Origin of the sequence: Sphingomonas glacialis, from assembly GCF_006439055.1 — a bacterium.
GTDB classification, from domain to species: Bacteria; Pseudomonadota; Alphaproteobacteria; order Sphingomonadales; family Sphingomonadaceae; genus Sphingomonas; species Sphingomonas glacialis_A.
Map to the genome: position 1 here is coordinate 15,080 of NZ_RCZC01000010.1, position 18,069 is coordinate 33,148.

Consider the following 18,069-nt stretch of genomic DNA (forward strand, 5'->3'; position numbering starts at 1 on the left):
GGAAACTTGAAGATGGACAATCACGAGAAAAGTAGCGGAACGGGTTACGGTCGTTTTGCCGCTATGATCGCGACTTCGACCGCCGTGATGTTCGGGCTGATGTATCTGAACACCTACACGTGGAGTCACGTCGAATATAGCCAGACCCGAACATGGATGGCCGTCGTCATGGGGGCGACGATGGCCGTCATCATGCTCGGCTTCATGTGGTCGATGTATAAGAACCGGAGCGTCAATTTGGCGATTCTAGCCGGCAGCGCCGTGGTCTTCGTGCTCGCCTTATGGCTGGTCCGCAGCCAGGAGACGGTGGACGACGTGAGCTACATGAAGGCGATGATCCCACACCACTCGATCGCGATCATGACGAGCGAGCGGGCGCATATCAAAGATCCTGAGGTTCGCCGACTGGCCGACGGGATCATCGATGCCCAGGTTCGCGAAATCACAGACATGAAGCGGATGATTGCGCGGCTGGAAGCGCACCCCACGCCGAACGGCGCGCCGGACCTACCGTCCTACCGCGACAAGCAGGTTCCCCCTCCCCCGCCCGAAACCGACGAGAGCGCCGGGGTGAACACCCTGCAGCCGATCCGCTGACGGCGTGAGGGATGCGATGCTTTGCCGCGTAGAAGGTTGAGTAATCACCGAGGGGATCGAGAATGCGTTTGATACCGATGTTTGCAGCCTTCGCGATCCTCGCCACCCCCGCGGTCGCGCAGCAGGGCGGGATGCAGGGCATGGATCATAGCCAGATGAAGGGCATGAACCACGGCGACATGGCCACGATGATGGCTGACAATCCGTACGGTCAGGCCGAGATGGACATGCACCAGAAGATGATGGCCGCAAAGCAGGGCGACCCATCAGAAATGTGGACCCGCAAGATGATCGAGCATCACCGCGGCGCGATCACCATGTCGCGTGTCGCGGTGCGCGACGCCAAGGATGCCGAGACGCGGCAGATGGCGCAGATGACGATCACCAAGCAGGAAAAGGATATTGCAGAGCTACAGGCGTGGCTCCGCAAGCACGGTAAGCGCCCGCAATAACGGGTGTTGCCCCGCTCTGTTTCCCCAAGCACGGGCAACAGGGCGGGGCTTTCGATTTCATCATGTAACCAAATCGATGATCTCGCGAAGAAGACTTGGCCGATTGACAGGTTCAAAGGCGCCACGCAGGAAGTGCATGTGAAGCGCCTATTCCTTTTCCTGATGCTGATCGGCGTGATGGTCGGACTGGCTGTGCAGCAGCCGGCTCAGGCGCTTGCCGCCCCGGCAGGTGCGATGGACATGGCAGCGATGGCATCCAGCGACATGGCATCCATGCCGGACTGCATGTCAGCGGCGGAGAAGAACGCAGCCCACAAGCCGTGCAAGTGCGGCCTGGCCGGCTGCATCGCCATGATGGCGTCGGGCGGATCGATGATGCTGTCCGACGCATCGATCATGCTCCAGGCTGCTGCGCGCTCCGATCGTGATGAGCAGATCGGTATCTTCGCAGCCTTGCGGGGCCGTTCGACTGCCCCGGAACCAGAACCACCTTCGACCCTGATCTGATTTGAAGTCCGCGCGCGTGCTCGTCACGCGATCTGGCGCGCATGCGCCGGGTACGACGCGATGTGAACTCAAGGATCAGGATATGACGAAATGCGAACCCCCTTACGCCGCCGCGCGTCGCGCGCGCTGGTATGGCTCGCGCTCGCGTCGGTCAGTATTCCGGCAATTGCCGGACCGCTGACCTTCGACGCCGCGCTCCAAAAAGCGGCTGCCGACGCGCCGTCCATCAAGGCGAAGTCGTTCGGCGCCGATGCGACACGATCGGCGCGAAGCGCCGCGGGGCAGTTGCCCGATCCCAAGCTCGCTCTCGGGATCGACAGCTTTCCGATTTCGGGACCGCTCGCGTTCGAGCCGCAGCGCGATAACTTTACCTGGGCGCGCGTCGGTGTCTCGCAGGACATTCCCAATCTTGCCAAGCGTCGCGCGCAACGTGGCCGCGCCGAGGCGGATATCGGCGTCGCTGACGCAGAAACCGGCGTTGAGGCGCGCATCGTCAAGGTTCAGGCCGCGCTTGCCTGGATCAGCCTCGCTTATGCCGAGCGGCGCCTTACTGCGCTCGATTCGGTGCTCCAACGGCTCGACCGTTTCGTCAAAGCGTCGCCCGGTGCGGTCGCGTCGGGGGCATCGCGGCCAGCACAGGTGCTGGCAGGGCGCGAAGCCGTTGCGAAATTACTGGACCGGCGCGACGAGCTGGTTTCGATGGTCGGCCGCGCGCGTGCCGACCTCACGCGCTGGACGGGCGAAGCCGACCCCGACATCGCAGGTCCGATCCCGGATTTCGCGGTCGAGCCTGCGCGCCTGCGCGCATCGCTTCGCGAGCATCCGACGCTGGTGTTGGCCGGTGCCACGATCGGTCGCGCGGATGCCGACCTTCGCATCGCCGAGGCCGAACGGCGTCCCGATTTCGGCGTCGATCTGTCCTACCAACGCCGCGATCCCCGGTTCGGCGATTACGTGTCTGCAGGCGTCACGATCGGCCTGCCGTTGTTCAAAAAGCGGCGTCAGGAACCGTTGATCGCGGCCCGCGCTGCCGATGCCAACAGTGCACGCGCCGGCGCAGATGCCAGTTTGCGCGAGCTGACCGCCGATCTCGAAGCAGGTCTTGCCGATCACGCGATGCACCACGCGCAATGGTCGCGTGCCCGCGACGTGCTGCAGCCCCTCGCCGAGCAGCGGGTGACGCTCGAGACCGGCAGTTACAGCGCCGGGCGCGCCACCATCACCGACATCGCGGACGCGCATGCTGCGCTGGCCGATGCGATCCTCACCACGCTCGATCGCGAGGCGACTGTCGCCGCGGATGGCGCGCGGCTCATTCTCCTGTTCGGGAGCGCCGACCAATGACCCTCACGTCACTTCAACGGTCGCAGCTCGCGGCAACGTTTGCCGCTGTCGCCCTCGTCGCGGGCGCTGGAGGCTATTATCTGGCCGGTTCGCGGAATGGGGCACCTGTCGCCGCGACGCCGGGTACTCCTCGCAAGCCACTCTATTATTACGACCCGATGGTGCCGCAGGAGCATTACGACAATCCGGATTCCCTGTCGTCGATGGGGATGAAGACGGTACCCAAATATGCCGACGCGAGTAGCGGCCCAACGGCAAAGCCAGGCGTTACGGTCGATCCTTCGGCAATGCAGAGCCTCGGCATTCGGCTCGCGACCGCAACCACCGGCACGTTGGCCGGCACGCTCGACGTGACCGGTGCGATCGACTTCAATCAGCGCGACATCGCAATCGTGCAGGCACGTGCCGCAGGCTTCATCCAGCGGGTCTATGGCCGCGCACCGGGAGACATAATTCGTGCCGGGGCGCCGATCGCCGACGTGCTGGTCCCCGAATGGGGCGGCGCGCAGGGCGAATATGAAGCGGTGCGCAAAACCGGCGATCCATCGTTGATCGCTGCCGCACGCCAGCGTCTGCGACTGGTCGGCATTCCGGGCGGCGTGGCGGGCGGGCGCGGGATGACCACCATCCGCAGCCCGATCGGGGGCGTTATCCAGACACTCGATGCCCGCGCCGGCGTCACGCTCGCGCCCGGCCAGACGCTCGCGCAAGTCAACGGCCTCGGCACGGTCTGGTTGAACGCTGCGGTGCCGGAAGTGCGCGCGAGCGCTGTTAAAGTTTGGCAGACGGCGACGGCCGATCTGGCGGGGTTCCCCGGTGAGCGTTTCACCGGCCGCGTAATCGCCGTCTTGCCGACGACGCAGGCGGACAGCCGAACGCTCACTGTACGGATCGAGCTGCGCAACCCAGGCGGTCGCCTGCGCCCCGGCATGTTCGCGACCGTCCATCTAGGCGGCACGTCCGACACCGCGCTGCTAGTGCCGAGCGAAGCCGTAATCCGCACCGGCAAGCGCACGCTCGTCATGCTCGCAGACGGCAAGGGTCGTTTCCGACCGGCCGAGGTCCGTATCGGGCGCGACGCGAGCGGTCAGACCGAAATCCTCGCAGGACTGGCGGCAGGGGAGAAGGTCGTCGCATCGGGCCAGTTCCTGCTCGACAGCGAGGCGAGCCTGACCGGCATCGCCGCGCGCCCGATCACGGGGGACACAAAGTGATCGCGCGGATTATCGAGGCGTCCGTCAAGGCGCGCTTTCTCGTCCTGCTCGCAGCCCTCGCGCTGATCGTCGTCGGGGTGGGCGCTTTGCGCTCGACTGCGGTCGATGCGCTGCCCGACCTGTCCGACGTCCAGGTCATCATCCGCACCACCTATCCGGGCCAGGCCCCGCAGATCGTCGAGAACCAGGTCACGTACCCGCTCGCGACGACGATGCTGTCCGTGCCGGGCGCGCGCGTGGTGCGCGGCTATTCGTTTGTCGGTGACAGCTTCGTCTATGTCCTGTTCGACGACGCGACCGATCTCTATTGGGCGCGCAGCCGGGTCCTCGAATATCTGAGCCAGGTGCAAAGCCGCCTCCCCGAGGGTGCGAAGGCATCGCTCGGCCCGGATGCTACCGGGGTGGGCTGGGTCTATGAATATGCGCTGGTCGACCGGACCGGGCGTCACGACCTCGCACAGCTCCGCAGCATCCAGGACTGGTTCCTGCGCTACGAATTGAAGACCGTGCCGGGGGTCGCCGAGGTCGCGAGCATCGGCGGGATGGTGAAAGAGTATCAGGTCGTCCTCGATCCGCAGAAGCTGGCCTCTTACGGGATCACTCATGAGGCGGTGACCGAGGCACTGAAGCGCGGCAATCAGGAGAGCGGCGGATCGGTCCTCGAGATGGCCGAGGCCGAATACATCGTCCGCGCGACCGGCTATCTGAAGACGCTCGACGATTTCCGCAGCGTGCCGCTCAAGACGGTTGGCGGCGTCCCCGTGACACTCGGCGACGTCGCCACAATTCAGATCGGTCCGGAAATGCGGCGCGGGTTGGCAGAGCTCAATGGCGAGGGTGAGGTCGCAGGCGGCGTCATCGTGATGCGCCAGGGCAAGAACGCGCGCGAGGTGATCGACGGGGTTCGTGCCCGGCTCGAGGAATTGAAGAAAAGCCTGCCACCCGGGGTGGAGGTCGTCACCACCTATGACCGGTCGGGCCTGATCGATCGCGCGGTCGACAATCTGACCGCCAAGCTGATCGAAGAGTTCATCGTCGTGGCGCTCGTCTGCGCGCTCTTCCTCTGGCACGTTCGATCGGCGCTGGTCGCCATTCTCACGCTCCCGCTCGGTATCCTGATCGCCTTCATTGCAATGCGCGTGCAGGGACTGAACGCCAATATCCTCTCGCTGGGCGGCATCGCCATCGCCATCGGCGCAATGGTCGATGCGGCCGTCGTCATGATCGAAAACGCGCACAAACATCTCGAGCATTGGGCGCACGATCATCCGGACGAGACATTGGCGGGTGCCGAACGCTGGCGCGTGATCACCGCCGCAGCGGTCGAGGTCGGCCCGGCGCTATTCCTTAGCCTTCTCATCATCACCTTCTCGTTCGTGCCGATCTTCTCGCTTCAGGGTCAGGAGGGGCGGCTGTTCGCGCCGCTCGCCTTTACCAAGACCTATGCGATGGCGGGTGCGGCGATCCTGTCGATCACGCTGATCCCGGTGCTGATGGGGTTGCTGATACGCGGTCGCATCCCGTCCGAGAATGCCAATCCGATCAATCGCGTCCTCACCCGCATCTACCGTCCCGCGCTCGACTGGGTATTGGCGCGGCCGAGGCAGGCGCTGGTCATCGCCGGCCTCGTGTTTGCGACCAGCCTCTGGCCGATCAGTCAGCTTGGCGGCGAGTTCATCCCGCAGATGAACGAAGGCGACCTGCTCTACATGCCGTCCGCGCTGCCCGGCATCTCGACCGCCAAGGCCGGCCAGCTTCTCCAGCTTACCGACCGGCTCATCAAGACCGTACCCGAAGTGGAAAGCGTGTTTGGCAAGGCCGGCCGCGCCGACACCGCGACCGACCCTGCCCCGCTCGAAATGTTCGAGACCACGATCCGCTTCAAGCCCAAGGATCAGTGGCGCGCGGGCATGACGCAGGACAAATTGATCGATCAGCTCGACAAGGCGGTAAAGGTGCCGGGCCTCGCCAATTTCTGGATTCCGCCGATCCGTAACCGGATCGAGATGCTGTCTACCGGCATCAAGAGTCTGATCGGTATCAAGGTGGCAGGCGCGAACCTCGCCGAGATCGACGCGGCTGCGCGCGAGATCGAACAGGTCGCGAAGACCGTGCCTGAGGTCGGCTCGGCGCTCGCCGAACGGCTCACCGGCGGGCGATATATCGACGTCCATATCAACCGGGCCGCTGCGGCACGCTATGGTCTCAACGTCGCCGATGTGCAGTCGGTCGTGTCGAGCGCGATTGGGGGAGAGACGATCGGCCAGACCGTCGAGGGACTCGCGCGTTATCCGATCAGCGTGCGCTACCCGCGTGAGCTGCGCGACAGCATCGATGACTTGCGAAACTTAGCCGTGCTGACGCCGGCAGGGCAGCAGATCACGCTCGGCACCGTCGCCGACGTTCGCATCACCGATGGACCGCCGATGCTGCGCAGCGAGAACGGCCGACCGGTGACGTGGATCTACATCGATGGACGCGGCGCGCCGCTCACCACCATCGTTCGTGATCTGCAGAACGTGATCGCCGCCAAGGTGAAACTGCCGCCCGGCGTCAGTGTCACCTATACCGGCCAGTTCGAGTATCTGCAGCGCGCGGTCGAGCGATTGAAGATCGTTGTTCCGGCGACCTTGGTCATCATCTTCCTGCTGCTTTACGCGACCTTTCGCCGGCTCGATGAAGCCGCGCTGGTGATGGGCACCCTGCCGTTCGCGCTCACCGGCGGTCTATGGCTGCTCTATCTGCTCGGCTACAACCAATCGGTCGCGACCGGTGTCGGGTTTATCGCGCTCGCCGGCGTTTCGGCGGAGTTCGGCGTGGTGATGCTGATCTACCTAAAACACGCGCTGGATGCCCGCGGTCCGACACCGGACGACGCTGAGGTCGCAGCGGCAGTGCGCGAAGGCGCCCTCCTTCGTGTCCGGCCCAAGGCGATGACGGTCGCGGTGATCCTGGCCGGTCTGTTTCCGATCCTGATCGGCACAGGAACCGGCTCCGAAGTGATGAGCCGGATCGCTGCTCCCATGATCGGGGGCATGCTCACCGCACCGTTGCTCTCGATGCTGGTACTTCCGGCAGCGTTCCTGCTGTTGCGACGCTCTCGTCGCTCCGCTCCGAACTTAACCACCTTACCTAGCACGCAGAGGAACACGCTATGAAAACAGCCATTCTTACACTCGTCATCGGCGCCGGGATGATCGCCAGTTTGTCCTCAGCAAAGACGAGCACGGCCATGCCCGGCATGGCCGTGAAATCGACCGTAAAAGCCGGGCGGGGAAGCGGCACCGTGACCGCAATCGATCCCAAGACCAACAAAATTACGATCCAGCACGGTCCGATCGCAGCGTTGGGCTGGAAGGCAATGACGATGGCGTTCGCGGCAACTCCACCGGCACTACTCAAAGGCGTCAAAATCGGCGAGCGGATCGATTTTGCTATGAGAATGCGCGGGTCGGCAGCGGAGGTTACAGCTATTCGGGCGCGGTGATGTCGACCGGTCCGATCGTCCCATCCTTTCAAGCAAGACGACCGTCATTGCACCGCATTATTAGAAGAGGCCGCAGGGCCGGTTTGTTGAGGTCGGTTTACGGCATTGACGGGCGTTTATTCAGCTATGGGGCCATGGCGACGCTCGAAAAGTCCGTATGCGATAGACATGCGCTCATACTTGCGCCCGTCGTTGCACCGATGTTGGCAATGCGGTTTCGTCGTATCAACAGGGTCCCCAACACTTGTCTAAGTTCGCAAACGCAGATCCTGCTTGAACAGCTTCAAGTCGAAACGTCGTTTAGGGTATACCCATTAACGACATACCTGCGCGGGGCGGCGCAACAACAGGCTGCGCCCGAAGATTTAAACTGTAGTATCGCCGTTTCGTGCCTCGTTCGACAATTTGGGCAAACCACACCGACCTCGTTACAGATAGAAGTTATCTGCGTCGCGGCTTCCACGGCACGACAGGATAACGCGGCCACGATCTTGGCCGCGAGTCCGCGGAACAGTCAGTCACTTCAAAGCGGAAAGCAAGGCTTATGGTCTCCCGACGATAGGCGCCCGGCGACGGGGCTACCGTCGGGAATAACGACCCTACGCCTGTCGGCGATATGCAGCCGCTGAGTTGGTGCTTACTAAGGGAGCAAAACGTTTTCAACTTAGGTGACGAAAACGCGCGACAAGGGCGCAGCGCTGACGTTCGTGAAGAAAACGCTGAAGCGTCACGGTTCGCCAGAGGCCATCACCACCGACGGCATGCGCTCGTACCGAGCCGCAATGAAGGGTCTCGGCAGCGAGAAGAATTGGGAGATCGGCCGCTAGGCCAACAAGCGGGTCGAGAACAGCCACCTGCCCTTCCGACGACAAGAGCGGACAATGCTCAGACTCAGGCAAATGATGAGCCTACAAAAGTTCGCCAGCGTGCACGCCAACGTCCACAACCACTTCAACCTCGAACGACATCTCGTTGACCGCAAAACGTATAAGGAACGCCGCTCAGCCGCACTGGCCGAGTGGCAATCGGTCATGGGCTCGTTCTCCAATCAAAAAAGGGGCCGACATGCATCGTGCAGAGGGCGGTTCGCGTTAGACTGACACCACCACCTCCACTAGTGTCGCAACAATAAGCGGGAGAGAGCGGAATGAGCGCAACGGATATCGCGGAGTGGGATGCCACCGAAACGGCTATAGCGATCAAATCGGGGGCTGTTTCCGCGCTCGAAGTCGTCGATGCTGCGATAACGCGTTCGGAAGCCCTCAATCCCAAACTCAATTTTATGGTCACCGACGATTATGAACGCGCCCGCGACCGGGCGAAGGCACCGCTTGGCAACGGGCCGTTTGCCGGCGTGCCCTTTCTCATCAAGGACCTCGACGATTTCACGGGGCTGCCGACGCGGCTCGGCACGCGATCGACCGTCGGGCTGTCCGCCGCCGATCGCCAAGCGCCGCTGATCGATGGAATGCTTGCTACCGGGCTCAACCCGATCGGCAAAAGCGCGACGCCGGAACATGGGTTTCTTCCCACGACCGAACCGCTCGCGTTCGGTCCGACCCGCAATCCCTGGGATCCGACGCGCTCGGCCGGAGGTTCGTCGGGCGGGGCAGCGTCGGCAACAGCGGCGCACGTTGTGCCTTTTGCGCACGCTAGCGACGGCGGGGGATCGATTCGAATCCCGGCATCGTGTTGCGGCCTTTTCGGACTCAAGCCATCGCCCGATCGCACCATGGCTACCGACCCGGGCCATTTCCCGATGCCGCTGAGCGTACAATTGTGCGTTTCCCGCAGCGTTCGTGACAGCGCCACGCTGCTGGCGGCGGTCGAAGGAAAGGATAGTGGCCTGCAGCAGGTTGGGCTGATCAGCGCGCCATCCTCGCGGCGGCTGCGGATCGGTCTGGTGCTCGACAGCGTATCGGGGCAGTCACCCGACCCCGAGGTGGCGCACGCCATTGAGGGAACCGCGGCGTTACTCGAGCGACTGGGTCACCACGTGGAACTCACAGCCTGGCCGGCACCGCTGATCGGGATGGCAGATGCTTTCCTGCTGACCTGGTCGCAAGGCGCCGCCAATCTGCTTGCCGAAACCGGCGCCCGCCTCGGTCGATCGCCTGGGATCGACGACGTCGAGCCGTTTAGCCTGGCGATGGCTACCATCGTCGCTGGCGCACCGGATGGCGCGGTCGAACAGGCGGTGGCGTATCTCGGATCGCTTCGACCCGTCTACGACGCGTGGCTGACGGAATTTGACGTCATCCTGTCGCCCGTTCTGTCGCTACCGCCGCCCGAAATCGGGTGGCTCGCGCCTGACTTGCCCGTGGATACGATCGCCGAGAGGCTTACCCGCTATGTCGGCTATACGACGCCACACAACGTCGTCGGCGCACCCGCGATGAGCGTACCCGGCGCGTGGTCGGCAGCCGGATTGCCGATCGGCGCCCAATTTAGCGCCGCTGTGGGAGCGGAGGCATTGCTTCTGGGGTTGGCGTACGAGCTTGAAGCAACGAGACCATGGGCGGCAAAGGGTCCGATGGCGGTCGCCTGACCGGGATCGCGCTCATCACGCTCGGGGTGCCAAAAGTAGCAGGTGCTCGCGTCGGTGGAGCACCTGCCACTCCCGCCGTCGTCCGCGTGCTCGTATGGGGATCGCTCGACGTGGCGGTCACAGCCGGCGTGGGACGCTTTTTCCACGAGGCAATCACCTAGAAATTGTTGCGCGGCGGATATTAGGAACGAAATTCCCATGTACACCGTTTCCTTTCAGCACGTCTCTGGGTCAACCAGGCGTGATTGAAAGGCACTCTCGATGAAACGATCGATCCTAACCGCCATGCTCTCACTTGGCGCGCTCATGCCGCTCGCCACCATCACTCCCGCGCAAGCCCAGATGGCGCAAAGCACCACTCAGACGCAGCTGCCAAACGGCAACGTACGTACCACCAGCCGTACGGAAGGCCCGGGTGGAACCGCTTCCACCCGGACCGTTGATCGTACCAACGGTACGCGCACTGTCGTTCGCCGCCAAACCAACGCCTACGGCGACACCCGCACCGTTCGACATAACCGCGGATCGCGCATGCGGATGGTTTGTCGCACTCATTGGAAATATGGCCACCGCGTGCGCCATTGCACGAAGCGATATCGTTAAATCCGCGCGTTCGCCCTGCCGTGACCCCGTCTTTCATCCAGCGGAATCGAAAGACCGACCGATGTTTCGCGCGTTGAGCGGAGGTGATGCAACGGGTGGATTTAAACCCGCCCGTTGCTTTTCGAGTTCGGCGCCCCCCCCCCCCCCCCGGGGTGACATAGCGGGGCACTGTCAAAGCGAACGCATCGATTGTTAGGAGGGCGCCGGTAGGCGGCGGTCTATGCCCCGTCCCCGAAAAACCACCAGCCCGTTTCGATAATTCCACTGTGGATAGGCGTCGAAGCGGGACTCCGCAATAATCTGGCTAGGTACTTGTAAAAGAGACGAGATTTGAGATTAAAGTGGGGTCCCGACCGGCGCCGCCCCCCCTGAAAAGTAATATTCTTTTGTAATTTCAAATGTTCGCCCCGCTAAGGGATAAGGTCCCGCTTGGACGCCTATCCACACTCCTGCTTCATCTGCCGACTCCTAGACGTGGACCTACAACGACCGCAGTATTGCCCAGCTACGCTAGTAGCACAGCTACGCTAGTGCAGGGGCCATCCACGCCATCACGTCACGACCAACGGCTCGCTCTCTTCCATTCTGCTGTTCGCTTGACGTTAGAACTTGAATCTGAAGCCAGCCTCATAACTTTGGTCGTAGAATTCGCGTTGCGTCGTCCGGTTGGGCAAGCCTTCATAATAGCGGAGCGGTGAATTGTTGAGGTTTCGCGCGTTGAAATACACCGCCATGTGCTGTGTGACCTGATACGACGATGTCAGGTCGAGCTGCGTCCGCTGGTCTTCGAAGGTATCGAATCCGGCAGCACCGCCGACACCGAAGATGGCGCCATCGACATGGCTGAGCGAGAGCCGCACCTGTGCTTTATGCGCTTCGTAGAACAGACTGAGATTGTAGGTCAGCGGTGACGTGCCCGGCAGGCGGCTCGTCTCGCCCGGTCGAATGGCGAACTTCGACCAGACATAGGTCACATTGCCCAGGGCGCCGAAACCATCAAACGGCGCTGGCAGGAAGCTGAACTTCTGGCTGTACTGCGCTTCGATGCCACGGGCGTGTGAGCTGGAAACGTTTGTGTAGGTCGTGATCGTGGTGATGCCATCGGTTATGCCAGGATAGTTCGGATCCCGGGTGACTCCGTTAATGATGTAATTGTTGAACTCTTTGTCGAATGCACCGAACGATACGATGCCTGAATTCGGCAGATAATATTCGACCTGCCCGTCAAACGCGTTGACCGTCGTTGGCTTGAGGCTCGGGTTACCGACAGAGACCGCACGGTTACCGACATCCACTGTCGCGCCGGAGAGCAGTTGCAGGAAGCCCGGGCGCCCGATCCCGGTCGAATAGGTTGCACGCGCGACTATGTTCTGCGCCAGATCGTAGCGAAGCTGCACGGTCGGGAATAAATTGGTGTAGCTCGACTTGCGCGACGCTGGCGAGAACGAGTCGACGCCCAAGGCGCTGGTGGTGCGCGTCGTACCACGATAGGTGCCGTTGGTGTTTTCTACCCGCATCCCCGCAAGAACGTTTAGCTTGCCGAACGTGCCAGAATATTGCGCGTAGGCCGCATAGATGTTCTCGGTGTCGTTGAAAAACCCGGAGGCGTTACGCACCGCGTTGGCAGCACTGGTGAACTGGGTTAGCGGCGCCAATACGGCACGAACGCCTGAGATGCTCGGAGCATAACCAACATTGTAGGTCCCGGCGTAATAATTGGAGAACGGCCCGTCCCCAAGCACGGCAGATAACGAGGTCGCCGGCACGCCCGCATAGCTTAAATTGTTCGGCTGATCGATCTTGTCACGAAACCGCAGCTTGCCGCCAACCTTGAACGCGCCGTCACCACCAAGCAAGGTGGTAGGGACAGTCACATTGAGCACGGCCGCATATTCGCGGTCATGAGCGCGCTCGGTCGCGTTGTTCGCGCCGGTAAGGGTGAATTGTGACGGGTCGCTCGGGTTGAAGCCCGACGGCGTCAGTGTGGGATAGAGCAAGCTCGTATTGTCATAGGCGACGGTAAAGCCCGGCTGGCCGGGGCGCGTAAAGGTGGAATTGCGGTCGTAATCACGGTGATAGGTCGAAGCCGTATAGGACAGCTGGTAGTCTAGGATGACCTTGCCCAGATCGTTCCGGCCGCCCGCCGCCGTGATGAAATTGAGATGAGTCTCCTGTTCGTCCCGCAGTGTAACGTGCGCATCGACGCCCGTTGCAGTGATGACGCTGCCATTGGTGGTCGTAGTGTCACCCAGGCCCCGATACTGCAGCACTGAGCGGTGCACCGACTCGGTATAGCCCGCATCGTTTGCACGAATGTAGAAATGGTTCTGCCCGTCTGGATTCCAGTCGAACTCGCCGCCAAAGCCGAAGCGACGGCGGTTGTAGCTATAGCGCCGCAGATCGAGCGAATCGAGGATGCGGTCACCCGGAGTTCCGGGCTGCACGGCGTCAAGCAGACCGGGCTCGGCATCGTCAAAGCCGCGCTTGTCGGTGTGAAACGAGCCGGTTAGCACAATTGCGAACTGCTTCTCCGGGCCAAAAGCCGTCCCGGCCGCCGCCTCGCCGATGAAGACGTCCCCATTCTTGTGCGCGTTCTGATAACCGCCTCCGATCGTCCCTTCGAAGAACGGCTTCGTCAAACCGACTGCGGTACGCGGTGTGAGTTCGACCGAACCGCCCAGTCCCTCGGCCTCCTGGTCTGGCATGCCGGTCTTGCGTACGACCAGCCGGTCGATCGAACCGATCGGCACGGTATCGAGCTCGACGGCGCGACCGCCACCGCCGAAATAGGTGCCGCCAGGCTGCGTGTTGAGCAACGTTACGCCGCCAAACGTGGTACCGTTCAGATTGCCGTCGATGCCGCGGATGTTGACGAAACGGCCCTCGCCGGTGTCAATCGCTAGGCTGACGCCCGGGATGCGGCCAAGCGCTTCGGCAGCATTGAAGTCGGGATATTTGACGATGTCTTCCGCTGCCTGGACATTCACCAGGTTTACTGCAGCTTTCTCCTCGGCGCGCGCAGTTTGCGCTGCTCGAGTCCCGGTGACGACAATATCGCGGCTGTCAGTTTGCGACGCCGGTGCTGGCGCAGGCGCGGTCTGTGCTTGTGCGCTTAGCGGGGCAAGCGCTGCTACCGCCGTCGAGAGAAGCGACAACGTCCGAATCTTCATAATGCTCATCCCAATCTATGCGTACGCTCGCCTTATCGACGGCGCTTTTTGACGCTCCCGGTGACATCGGGGTGGAGATGAATTGTTACAGCAATGGGACTTTGCGGCCTGTTTTCCTAACGTTGGCAAGAATCAATCTTCAGGAGATCAGCGCAAGGCCGCTTTGAGATCGCAACATTGCCGCAGAACTCCAAAGCTATACTGTCTACTTCGGCGAGTAAGCTTTACGCGCTCGGAACCACCATGCGATGGACCACCAGAGCACTGCCCATCCCGACCCGGCGATCCAGCCGGCGACGACGTCAGTCGTCCAATGGACGCCCAGGTATAGGCGCGACAGACCGATCGCCGATGTGAGCGCGACGGCGCAGCACAGGATATAGACGCGAAGGCGCAAAGTCGGCACCGCAAGCGCGACCAACCCAGCAAGTGTAAGGTAGATAACGGCCGAGTTCATCGCATGGCCGCTTGGAAAACTCGCGGTACCAAAACTGGCAAGATGCGCCACGACGTCAGGACGGGGGCGATCAAACAAGAGCTTCAGCGCGGTGGTGAGGAGACCGCCGGTTGCAGACGCGGCGACGAGCAGAAGCGCGAGCTGTCTTTGGCGCGCCAGCATGAGGAAACCAGATACCATCGCCACGACGATGACGAGCGTGGCGTTGTCGCCAAGCGCAGTGAGGTCGAGCATCGCTGCCCGCAACGCCGTTTTCCAAGGCGCATCGCCCTCTGTAGCGTGACGGAGGCGCGTGAGGACAGCTATGTCGAAAGCCTTGGTGTCGCCCTCCATCACCTCCGAGCCGAGATAGAAGATGATTAGCAGCGTCAAGGCAGTCAGCGCGAACGCCAGCAGGACGACCAGCTCAGGGCGCTCCCTAGCGTAGGCGCGTGCCCTGCCGATCACGCCCGCTTTAAGACCAGGACGTGAAAAGACCCAGGCAGCATCACAGGTCGGCCACCGGCAGTAGCGGGGGCGCCGAACTTAGCAGTCGGTAGATAGATCGACCCCGTCTTTGGATCGAGCGCTCCGGTCCGTGCGCCGACCTCGGTCTTGACGACTCCGACATGCGTCACTGCGACGCCAGTGAGGGCGAGGATATCGAGAATGCCATCCTTTCCGCAGGGGATGAAGGCAAGACCACGGGCTTCATCCATGATCACCGCATCCGGCCCCGAACCTATATCAACCAGCGCCGTCAGCTGCCGCTTGTGCGCATCAACAATGGCGGCCTTGCCGTTGGCGCACGATGCGATCAGCCGGTCATGCGCTTTGTCATAGCCAAGGCCTGTGGGGGCCTTGCAGCCCGGAAGCGCGATCGTCTGGCCAGCAGCCCCGCGCGTGACATCGACGGTATCGATCTCGTCTTTGTCCTCGTTATTGATGAACAGCGTGCCGTCCGACCCGAACGCTGCATATTCGAGCGCGGGGCTCACCTTTATGGTCTTGGTCACCTTTGCCGCGGCGAGGTCGATCACCGATACGGTACCGCTGTCGGCATTCATGACGAACGCGTGAGTCATCGTGGCGTCGAGGATAGCAGCATCGGGCTTCTTACCGACCGGAATGCTCGCGGATTCCGTGCCCGACCCGGTGTCGAACAACCGCACGGTGCCATCGGTCCCGCTCGTCACGAGGAGCTTGCCCCCGGGCAGCGGCACGACCGCGTGTCCGCGCTGCACATTACCGAGCGAAGAAACCGCGCCTGTCGTCACGTCGAGTACCGTGACGGCATTGCTGCGCGCGACATAGACATGGCTGCCGTCATCATCGGCTCTCGCATAATCCCACGACCCATCGGGTCCGGCGATAGACTGGGCCACCGAATAGGTCGGTGCCGGAGTTGCGGCGATCACGAGCGGCATGGCAGCGGCGGCGAGCAAGGCAGGAAGCGAATGGCGGGGCATTGCGGTCTCCGGGATAATAGCCAGCGCCTTCTGACCCGGCGGGTGCCGCACGTCACGTTAGGGATTGCTAATCTGCTTGGTTTTTTGACGGGCTGGCGCTGTGTTCTAACGCTGGTGGGGACTTGGGAAAGGTTATGCGCACGCGCAGCCCCGGGCTATTATCCAGGAGGTCGATGCGCGCATGATGGAGTGCGGCAATCGCCGCGGCGAGCGACATGCCCAAACCGGTGCCGGGCAGATGACGGCTGCGATCAAGTCGGTAAAAGCGGGAAAGAACATTGACGCGTTCCCCCGCCGGAACGCCCGGGCCATCATCGCTGATGGTCGCGATGACACTGTCGTCCATGCGTTCCAGCTTACTGACGATCAGGCTGCCAGCGGGGGTGTGCCGGATTGCGTTGTCGATCAGGTTCGTCAGCATTTGTGCGAGCAATTCCGCGTCTCCCGCGACGACGAGCCCAGGCTCATGCTCCGCCAGCAGGGTCTTGCCGTCATCTTCTGCCACCGGCTGGTGAGCTGCCACCACGTGCCCGATGACCTCGCTCAGATTCACGGGGCAAAAATATTGCCGGCCGTCACCCCCTTCCAGCGTGCCGATCCTCAGCAATGCTCGAAAGATCGCAAGGATTTGATCGGTCTGGAGAACAGCGACATCAATTCCCGCTGTGTAGTGGTCGATACTATTTGCCTCTCGCGTCGCCTCGAGTTGCTGGCGCAGCCTGGTCAACGGTGTGCGCAGATCGTGCGCGATGTCGGTCGTCACTTGGCGCAAACCGTCCATCAACGCGCCGATCCGATCGAGCATAGCATTGAGGTTCGACGACAGAAGGTCGAATTCGCGGCTGATCCCGATCGTCGGCAGCCGTTCCGCGACATTACCTGCCATGACCCGGCCGATCGCGTCGTTGACGCGGTCCAGCCGCCGCATGAACAGACCCCCGAGTAGATACCCGCCTACCAGCACGAACAACGTGATGAAAACCCCGGCGACGATCGTGAAGCGACCAAGCCCGCGGCGTAGCTCCTGAACGTCGTAAGTGTCGGTTGCGACGACCAACACGCCTCCCTCGGGCATTGGCACGCCAAGGCTCTTCAGCATTTCGGGGCGGGCGTCCGCGTCCTGCGGATCGTCTAGAACCTCGACCTCGCCCCACCCTATCTTCGCGTTGCTTGTGCCGATATCGTTTACGAGCAAGCGCCCCCGGCGATCGGTCAGTTGGTAGCGAAAGGCCTCGTCACCGCCAGCCCTCCGATGAAGAGCGATCGCCTGGAGCAGGTTGGACCGACCGCCCTCGCGATCCTCGCCCTGCAGGATGGCCGCTTCGCTCTTCAGGCCTCCATCGGTCGCTTCAACGGCATAGCGTGAGATCGAGCGTTCAACGACGACGAGGAGCAGCGCGGCGCCCGCCCCAAACACGAGTGCAAGAAGCAATGCGAAGCGAAAAGCGCCGCTGCGAAAACCGCTAAGCCAGCGCATCGAGACTATAACCCGATCCGCGGATCGTGTGGATCAGCTCCCGCTCGAAGCCGCGGTCAACCTTCGACCGCAATCGGCTCATATGACTCTCGATTATGTTGGTTTGCGGATCGAAATGGAACGACCAGACATTTTCGAGCAGCATCGAGCGCGTCACGATCTCGCCGGCATGGCGCATCATATACTCGAGCAGCTTGAACTCCTGTGCCTGAAGTAGGATCTGCTGCCCGGCCCGTTTGACACTGCGCTTGATCAGATCGATTTCGAGATCGGCGACGCGGAGCGCGGTCACGACGTCAGCCGCAGGCCGTCGCCGTAACAGCGCGTTCACGCGCGCTATGAGTTCGATCGCAGCGAACGGCTTGACCAGATAGTCGTCGGCCCCAGCGTCGAGTCCCTCGACGCGATCGTGCACGCCATCGATCGCGGTTAGGAACAGTGCCGGCGATCGAACCCCGGCTGCGCGGAGTGCCTTGAGTACGCCAAGACCGTCGATGCCGGGTACCATGCGATCGAAAATCAACACGGCGTACTCATTGCTCGAGCCGAGAGAGATCGCGTGGCGCCCGTCGCTGCACACGTCAACGACATAGCCGGCGGCGACCAGCGTCCGTTCCAGATGCACCCGTGTGGCGTCGTCATCCTCGAGCAGCAACAGCTTCATGGCATCCTCTCGAGCATCTGCGGTTGTGCAACGACTAGCCAACGGCTCGCTGCAGCGAGCAAGTTAGGGATAAACACCACCCGGATCACCTGCGGCGCATG

At 62.2% G+C, this 18,069-nt stretch carries 14 protein-coding genes and 1 pseudogene; 10 read left to right on the forward strand and 5 right to left on the reverse strand.

Annotated features, from left to right (window positions below; all coding sequences use genetic code 11):
• The first annotated feature begins 12 nt into the window (after positions 1-12).
• From EAH76_RS21510 to EAH76_RS21555, 10 genes and pseudogenes are all read left to right on the forward strand, one after another.
• Positions 13-597: a DUF305 domain-containing protein gene (locus tag EAH76_RS21510; protein WP_170208056.1), complete on the forward strand. Its 585-nt coding sequence runs from the start codon at positions 13-15 to the stop codon at positions 595-597.
• A gap of 77 nt (positions 598-674) precedes the next feature.
• Complete coding sequence (locus EAH76_RS21515; protein WP_140852418.1) at positions 675-1,049, forward strand: DUF305 domain-containing protein; 375 nt, start codon at positions 675-677, stop codon at positions 1,047-1,049.
• Between the two features lie 138 nt (positions 1,050-1,187).
• Positions 1,188-1,556, forward strand: coding sequence for a hypothetical protein (locus EAH76_RS21520; protein WP_140852324.1), 369 nt, complete (start codon positions 1,188-1,190; stop codon positions 1,554-1,556).
• A 90-nt stretch (positions 1,557-1,646) separates the two neighbouring features.
• Positions 1,647-2,900 carry a TolC family protein gene (locus EAH76_RS21525; protein WP_140852325.1) on the forward strand — a complete coding sequence of 418 codons (1,254 nt, stop codon included), beginning with the start codon at positions 1,647-1,649 and terminating at the stop codon, positions 2,898-2,900.
• Positions 2,897-4,114, forward strand: coding sequence for an efflux RND transporter periplasmic adaptor subunit (locus EAH76_RS21530; RefSeq protein WP_140852326.1), 1,218 nt, complete (start codon positions 2,897-2,899; stop codon positions 4,112-4,114). Before EAH76_RS21525 ends, EAH76_RS21530 begins: the two co-directional genes overlap by 4 nt.
• Positions 4,111-7,272, forward strand: coding sequence for an efflux RND transporter permease subunit (locus EAH76_RS21535; protein WP_140852327.1), 3,162 nt, complete (start codon positions 4,111-4,113; stop codon positions 7,270-7,272). Before EAH76_RS21530 ends, EAH76_RS21535 begins: the two co-directional genes overlap by 4 nt.
• On the forward strand, positions 7,269-7,601 hold the full coding sequence (locus tag EAH76_RS21540) for a copper-binding protein (RefSeq protein WP_140852328.1): 333 nt from the start codon (positions 7,269-7,271) through the stop codon (positions 7,599-7,601). Before EAH76_RS21535 ends, EAH76_RS21540 begins: the two co-directional genes overlap by 4 nt.
• A gap of 668 nt (positions 7,602-8,269) precedes the next feature.
• Positions 8,270-8,635 (forward strand): annotated as a pseudogene (locus EAH76_RS24900) (DDE-type integrase/transposase/recombinase); the annotation flags it as partial.
• 113 nt (positions 8,636-8,748) lie between these two features.
• On the forward strand, positions 8,749-10,149 hold the full coding sequence (locus tag EAH76_RS21550; RefSeq protein ID WP_140852329.1) for an amidase: 1,401 nt from the start codon (positions 8,749-8,751) through the stop codon (positions 10,147-10,149).
• 261 nt (positions 10,150-10,410) lie between these two features.
• Positions 10,411-10,752, forward strand: a complete 342-nt coding sequence (locus EAH76_RS21555; RefSeq protein ID WP_140852330.1) for a hypothetical protein — start codon at positions 10,411-10,413, stop codon at positions 10,750-10,752.
• A 602-nt stretch (positions 10,753-11,354) separates the two neighbouring features.
• On the opposite strand, the gene EAH76_RS21560 is transcribed toward EAH76_RS21555, so the two are convergent.
• The 5 genes from EAH76_RS21560 to EAH76_RS21580 all read right to left on the reverse strand — a co-directional run bounded on the left by EAH76_RS21560 (position 11,355) and on the right by EAH76_RS21580 (position 17,968).
• Positions 11,355-13,931 carry a TonB-dependent receptor gene (locus EAH76_RS21560; protein ID WP_140852331.1) on the reverse strand — a complete coding sequence of 859 codons (2,577 nt, stop codon included), beginning with the start codon at positions 13,929-13,931 and terminating at the stop codon, positions 11,355-11,357.
• 196 nt (positions 13,932-14,127) lie between these two features.
• Positions 14,128-14,826 (reverse strand): phosphatase PAP2 family protein, encoded by a 699-nt coding sequence (locus tag EAH76_RS21565; protein ID WP_140852332.1) that lies wholly within the window; start codon positions 14,824-14,826, stop codon positions 14,128-14,130.
• A complete protein-coding gene (locus EAH76_RS21570) occupies positions 14,823-15,827 on the reverse strand; it encodes a YncE family protein (RefSeq protein ID WP_140852333.1) in 1,005 nt (334 codons plus the stop codon). The genes EAH76_RS21565 and EAH76_RS21570 overlap by 4 nt, the downstream gene beginning before the upstream one ends.
• Positions 15,828-15,894: 67 nt before the next feature.
• Positions 15,895-17,304, reverse strand: coding sequence for a sensor histidine kinase (locus EAH76_RS21575; protein WP_140852334.1), 1,410 nt, complete (start codon positions 17,302-17,304; stop codon positions 15,895-15,897).
• On the reverse strand, positions 17,291-17,968 hold the full coding sequence (locus tag EAH76_RS21580) for a winged helix-turn-helix domain-containing protein (RefSeq protein ID WP_140852335.1): 678 nt from the start codon (positions 17,966-17,968) through the stop codon (positions 17,291-17,293). Before EAH76_RS21580 ends, EAH76_RS21575 begins: the two co-directional genes overlap by 14 nt.
• Positions 17,969-18,069: the final 101 nt, after the last annotated feature.

Coding starts and splice junctions, on each gene's coding strand:
- EAH76_RS21510 (WP_170208056.1), top strand. CDS start 13: ATGGACAATCACGAGAAAAGTAGCGGAACGGGTTACGGTCGTTTTGCC.
- EAH76_RS21515 (WP_140852418.1), top strand. CDS start 675: ATGTTTGCAGCCTTCGCGATCCTCGCCACCCCCGCGGTCGCGCAGCAG.
- EAH76_RS21525 (WP_140852325.1), top strand. CDS start 1,647: ATGCGAACCCCCTTACGCCGCCGCGCGTCGCGCGCGCTGGTATGGCTC.
- EAH76_RS21530 (WP_140852326.1), top strand. CDS start 2,897: ATGACCCTCACGTCACTTCAACGGTCGCAGCTCGCGGCAACGTTTGCC.
- EAH76_RS21540 (WP_140852328.1), top strand. CDS start 7,269: ATGAAAACAGCCATTCTTACACTCGTCATCGGCGCCGGGATGATCGCC.
- EAH76_RS21550 (WP_140852329.1), top strand. CDS start 8,749: ATGAGCGCAACGGATATCGCGGAGTGGGATGCCACCGAAACGGCTATA.
- EAH76_RS21555 (WP_140852330.1), top strand. CDS start 10,411: ATGAAACGATCGATCCTAACCGCCATGCTCTCACTTGGCGCGCTCATG.
- EAH76_RS21560 (WP_140852331.1), bottom strand. CDS start 13,931: ATGAGCATTATGAAGATTCGGACGTTGTCGCTTCTCTCGACGGCGGTA.
- EAH76_RS21570 (WP_140852333.1), bottom strand. CDS start 15,827: ATGCCCCGCCATTCGCTTCCTGCCTTGCTCGCCGCCGCTGCCATGCCG.
- EAH76_RS21575 (WP_140852334.1), bottom strand. CDS start 17,304: ATGCGCTGGCTTAGCGGTTTTCGCAGCGGCGCTTTTCGCTTCGCATTG.
- EAH76_RS21580 (WP_140852335.1), bottom strand. CDS start 17,968: ATGAAGCTGTTGCTGCTCGAGGATGACGACGCCACACGGGTGCATCTG.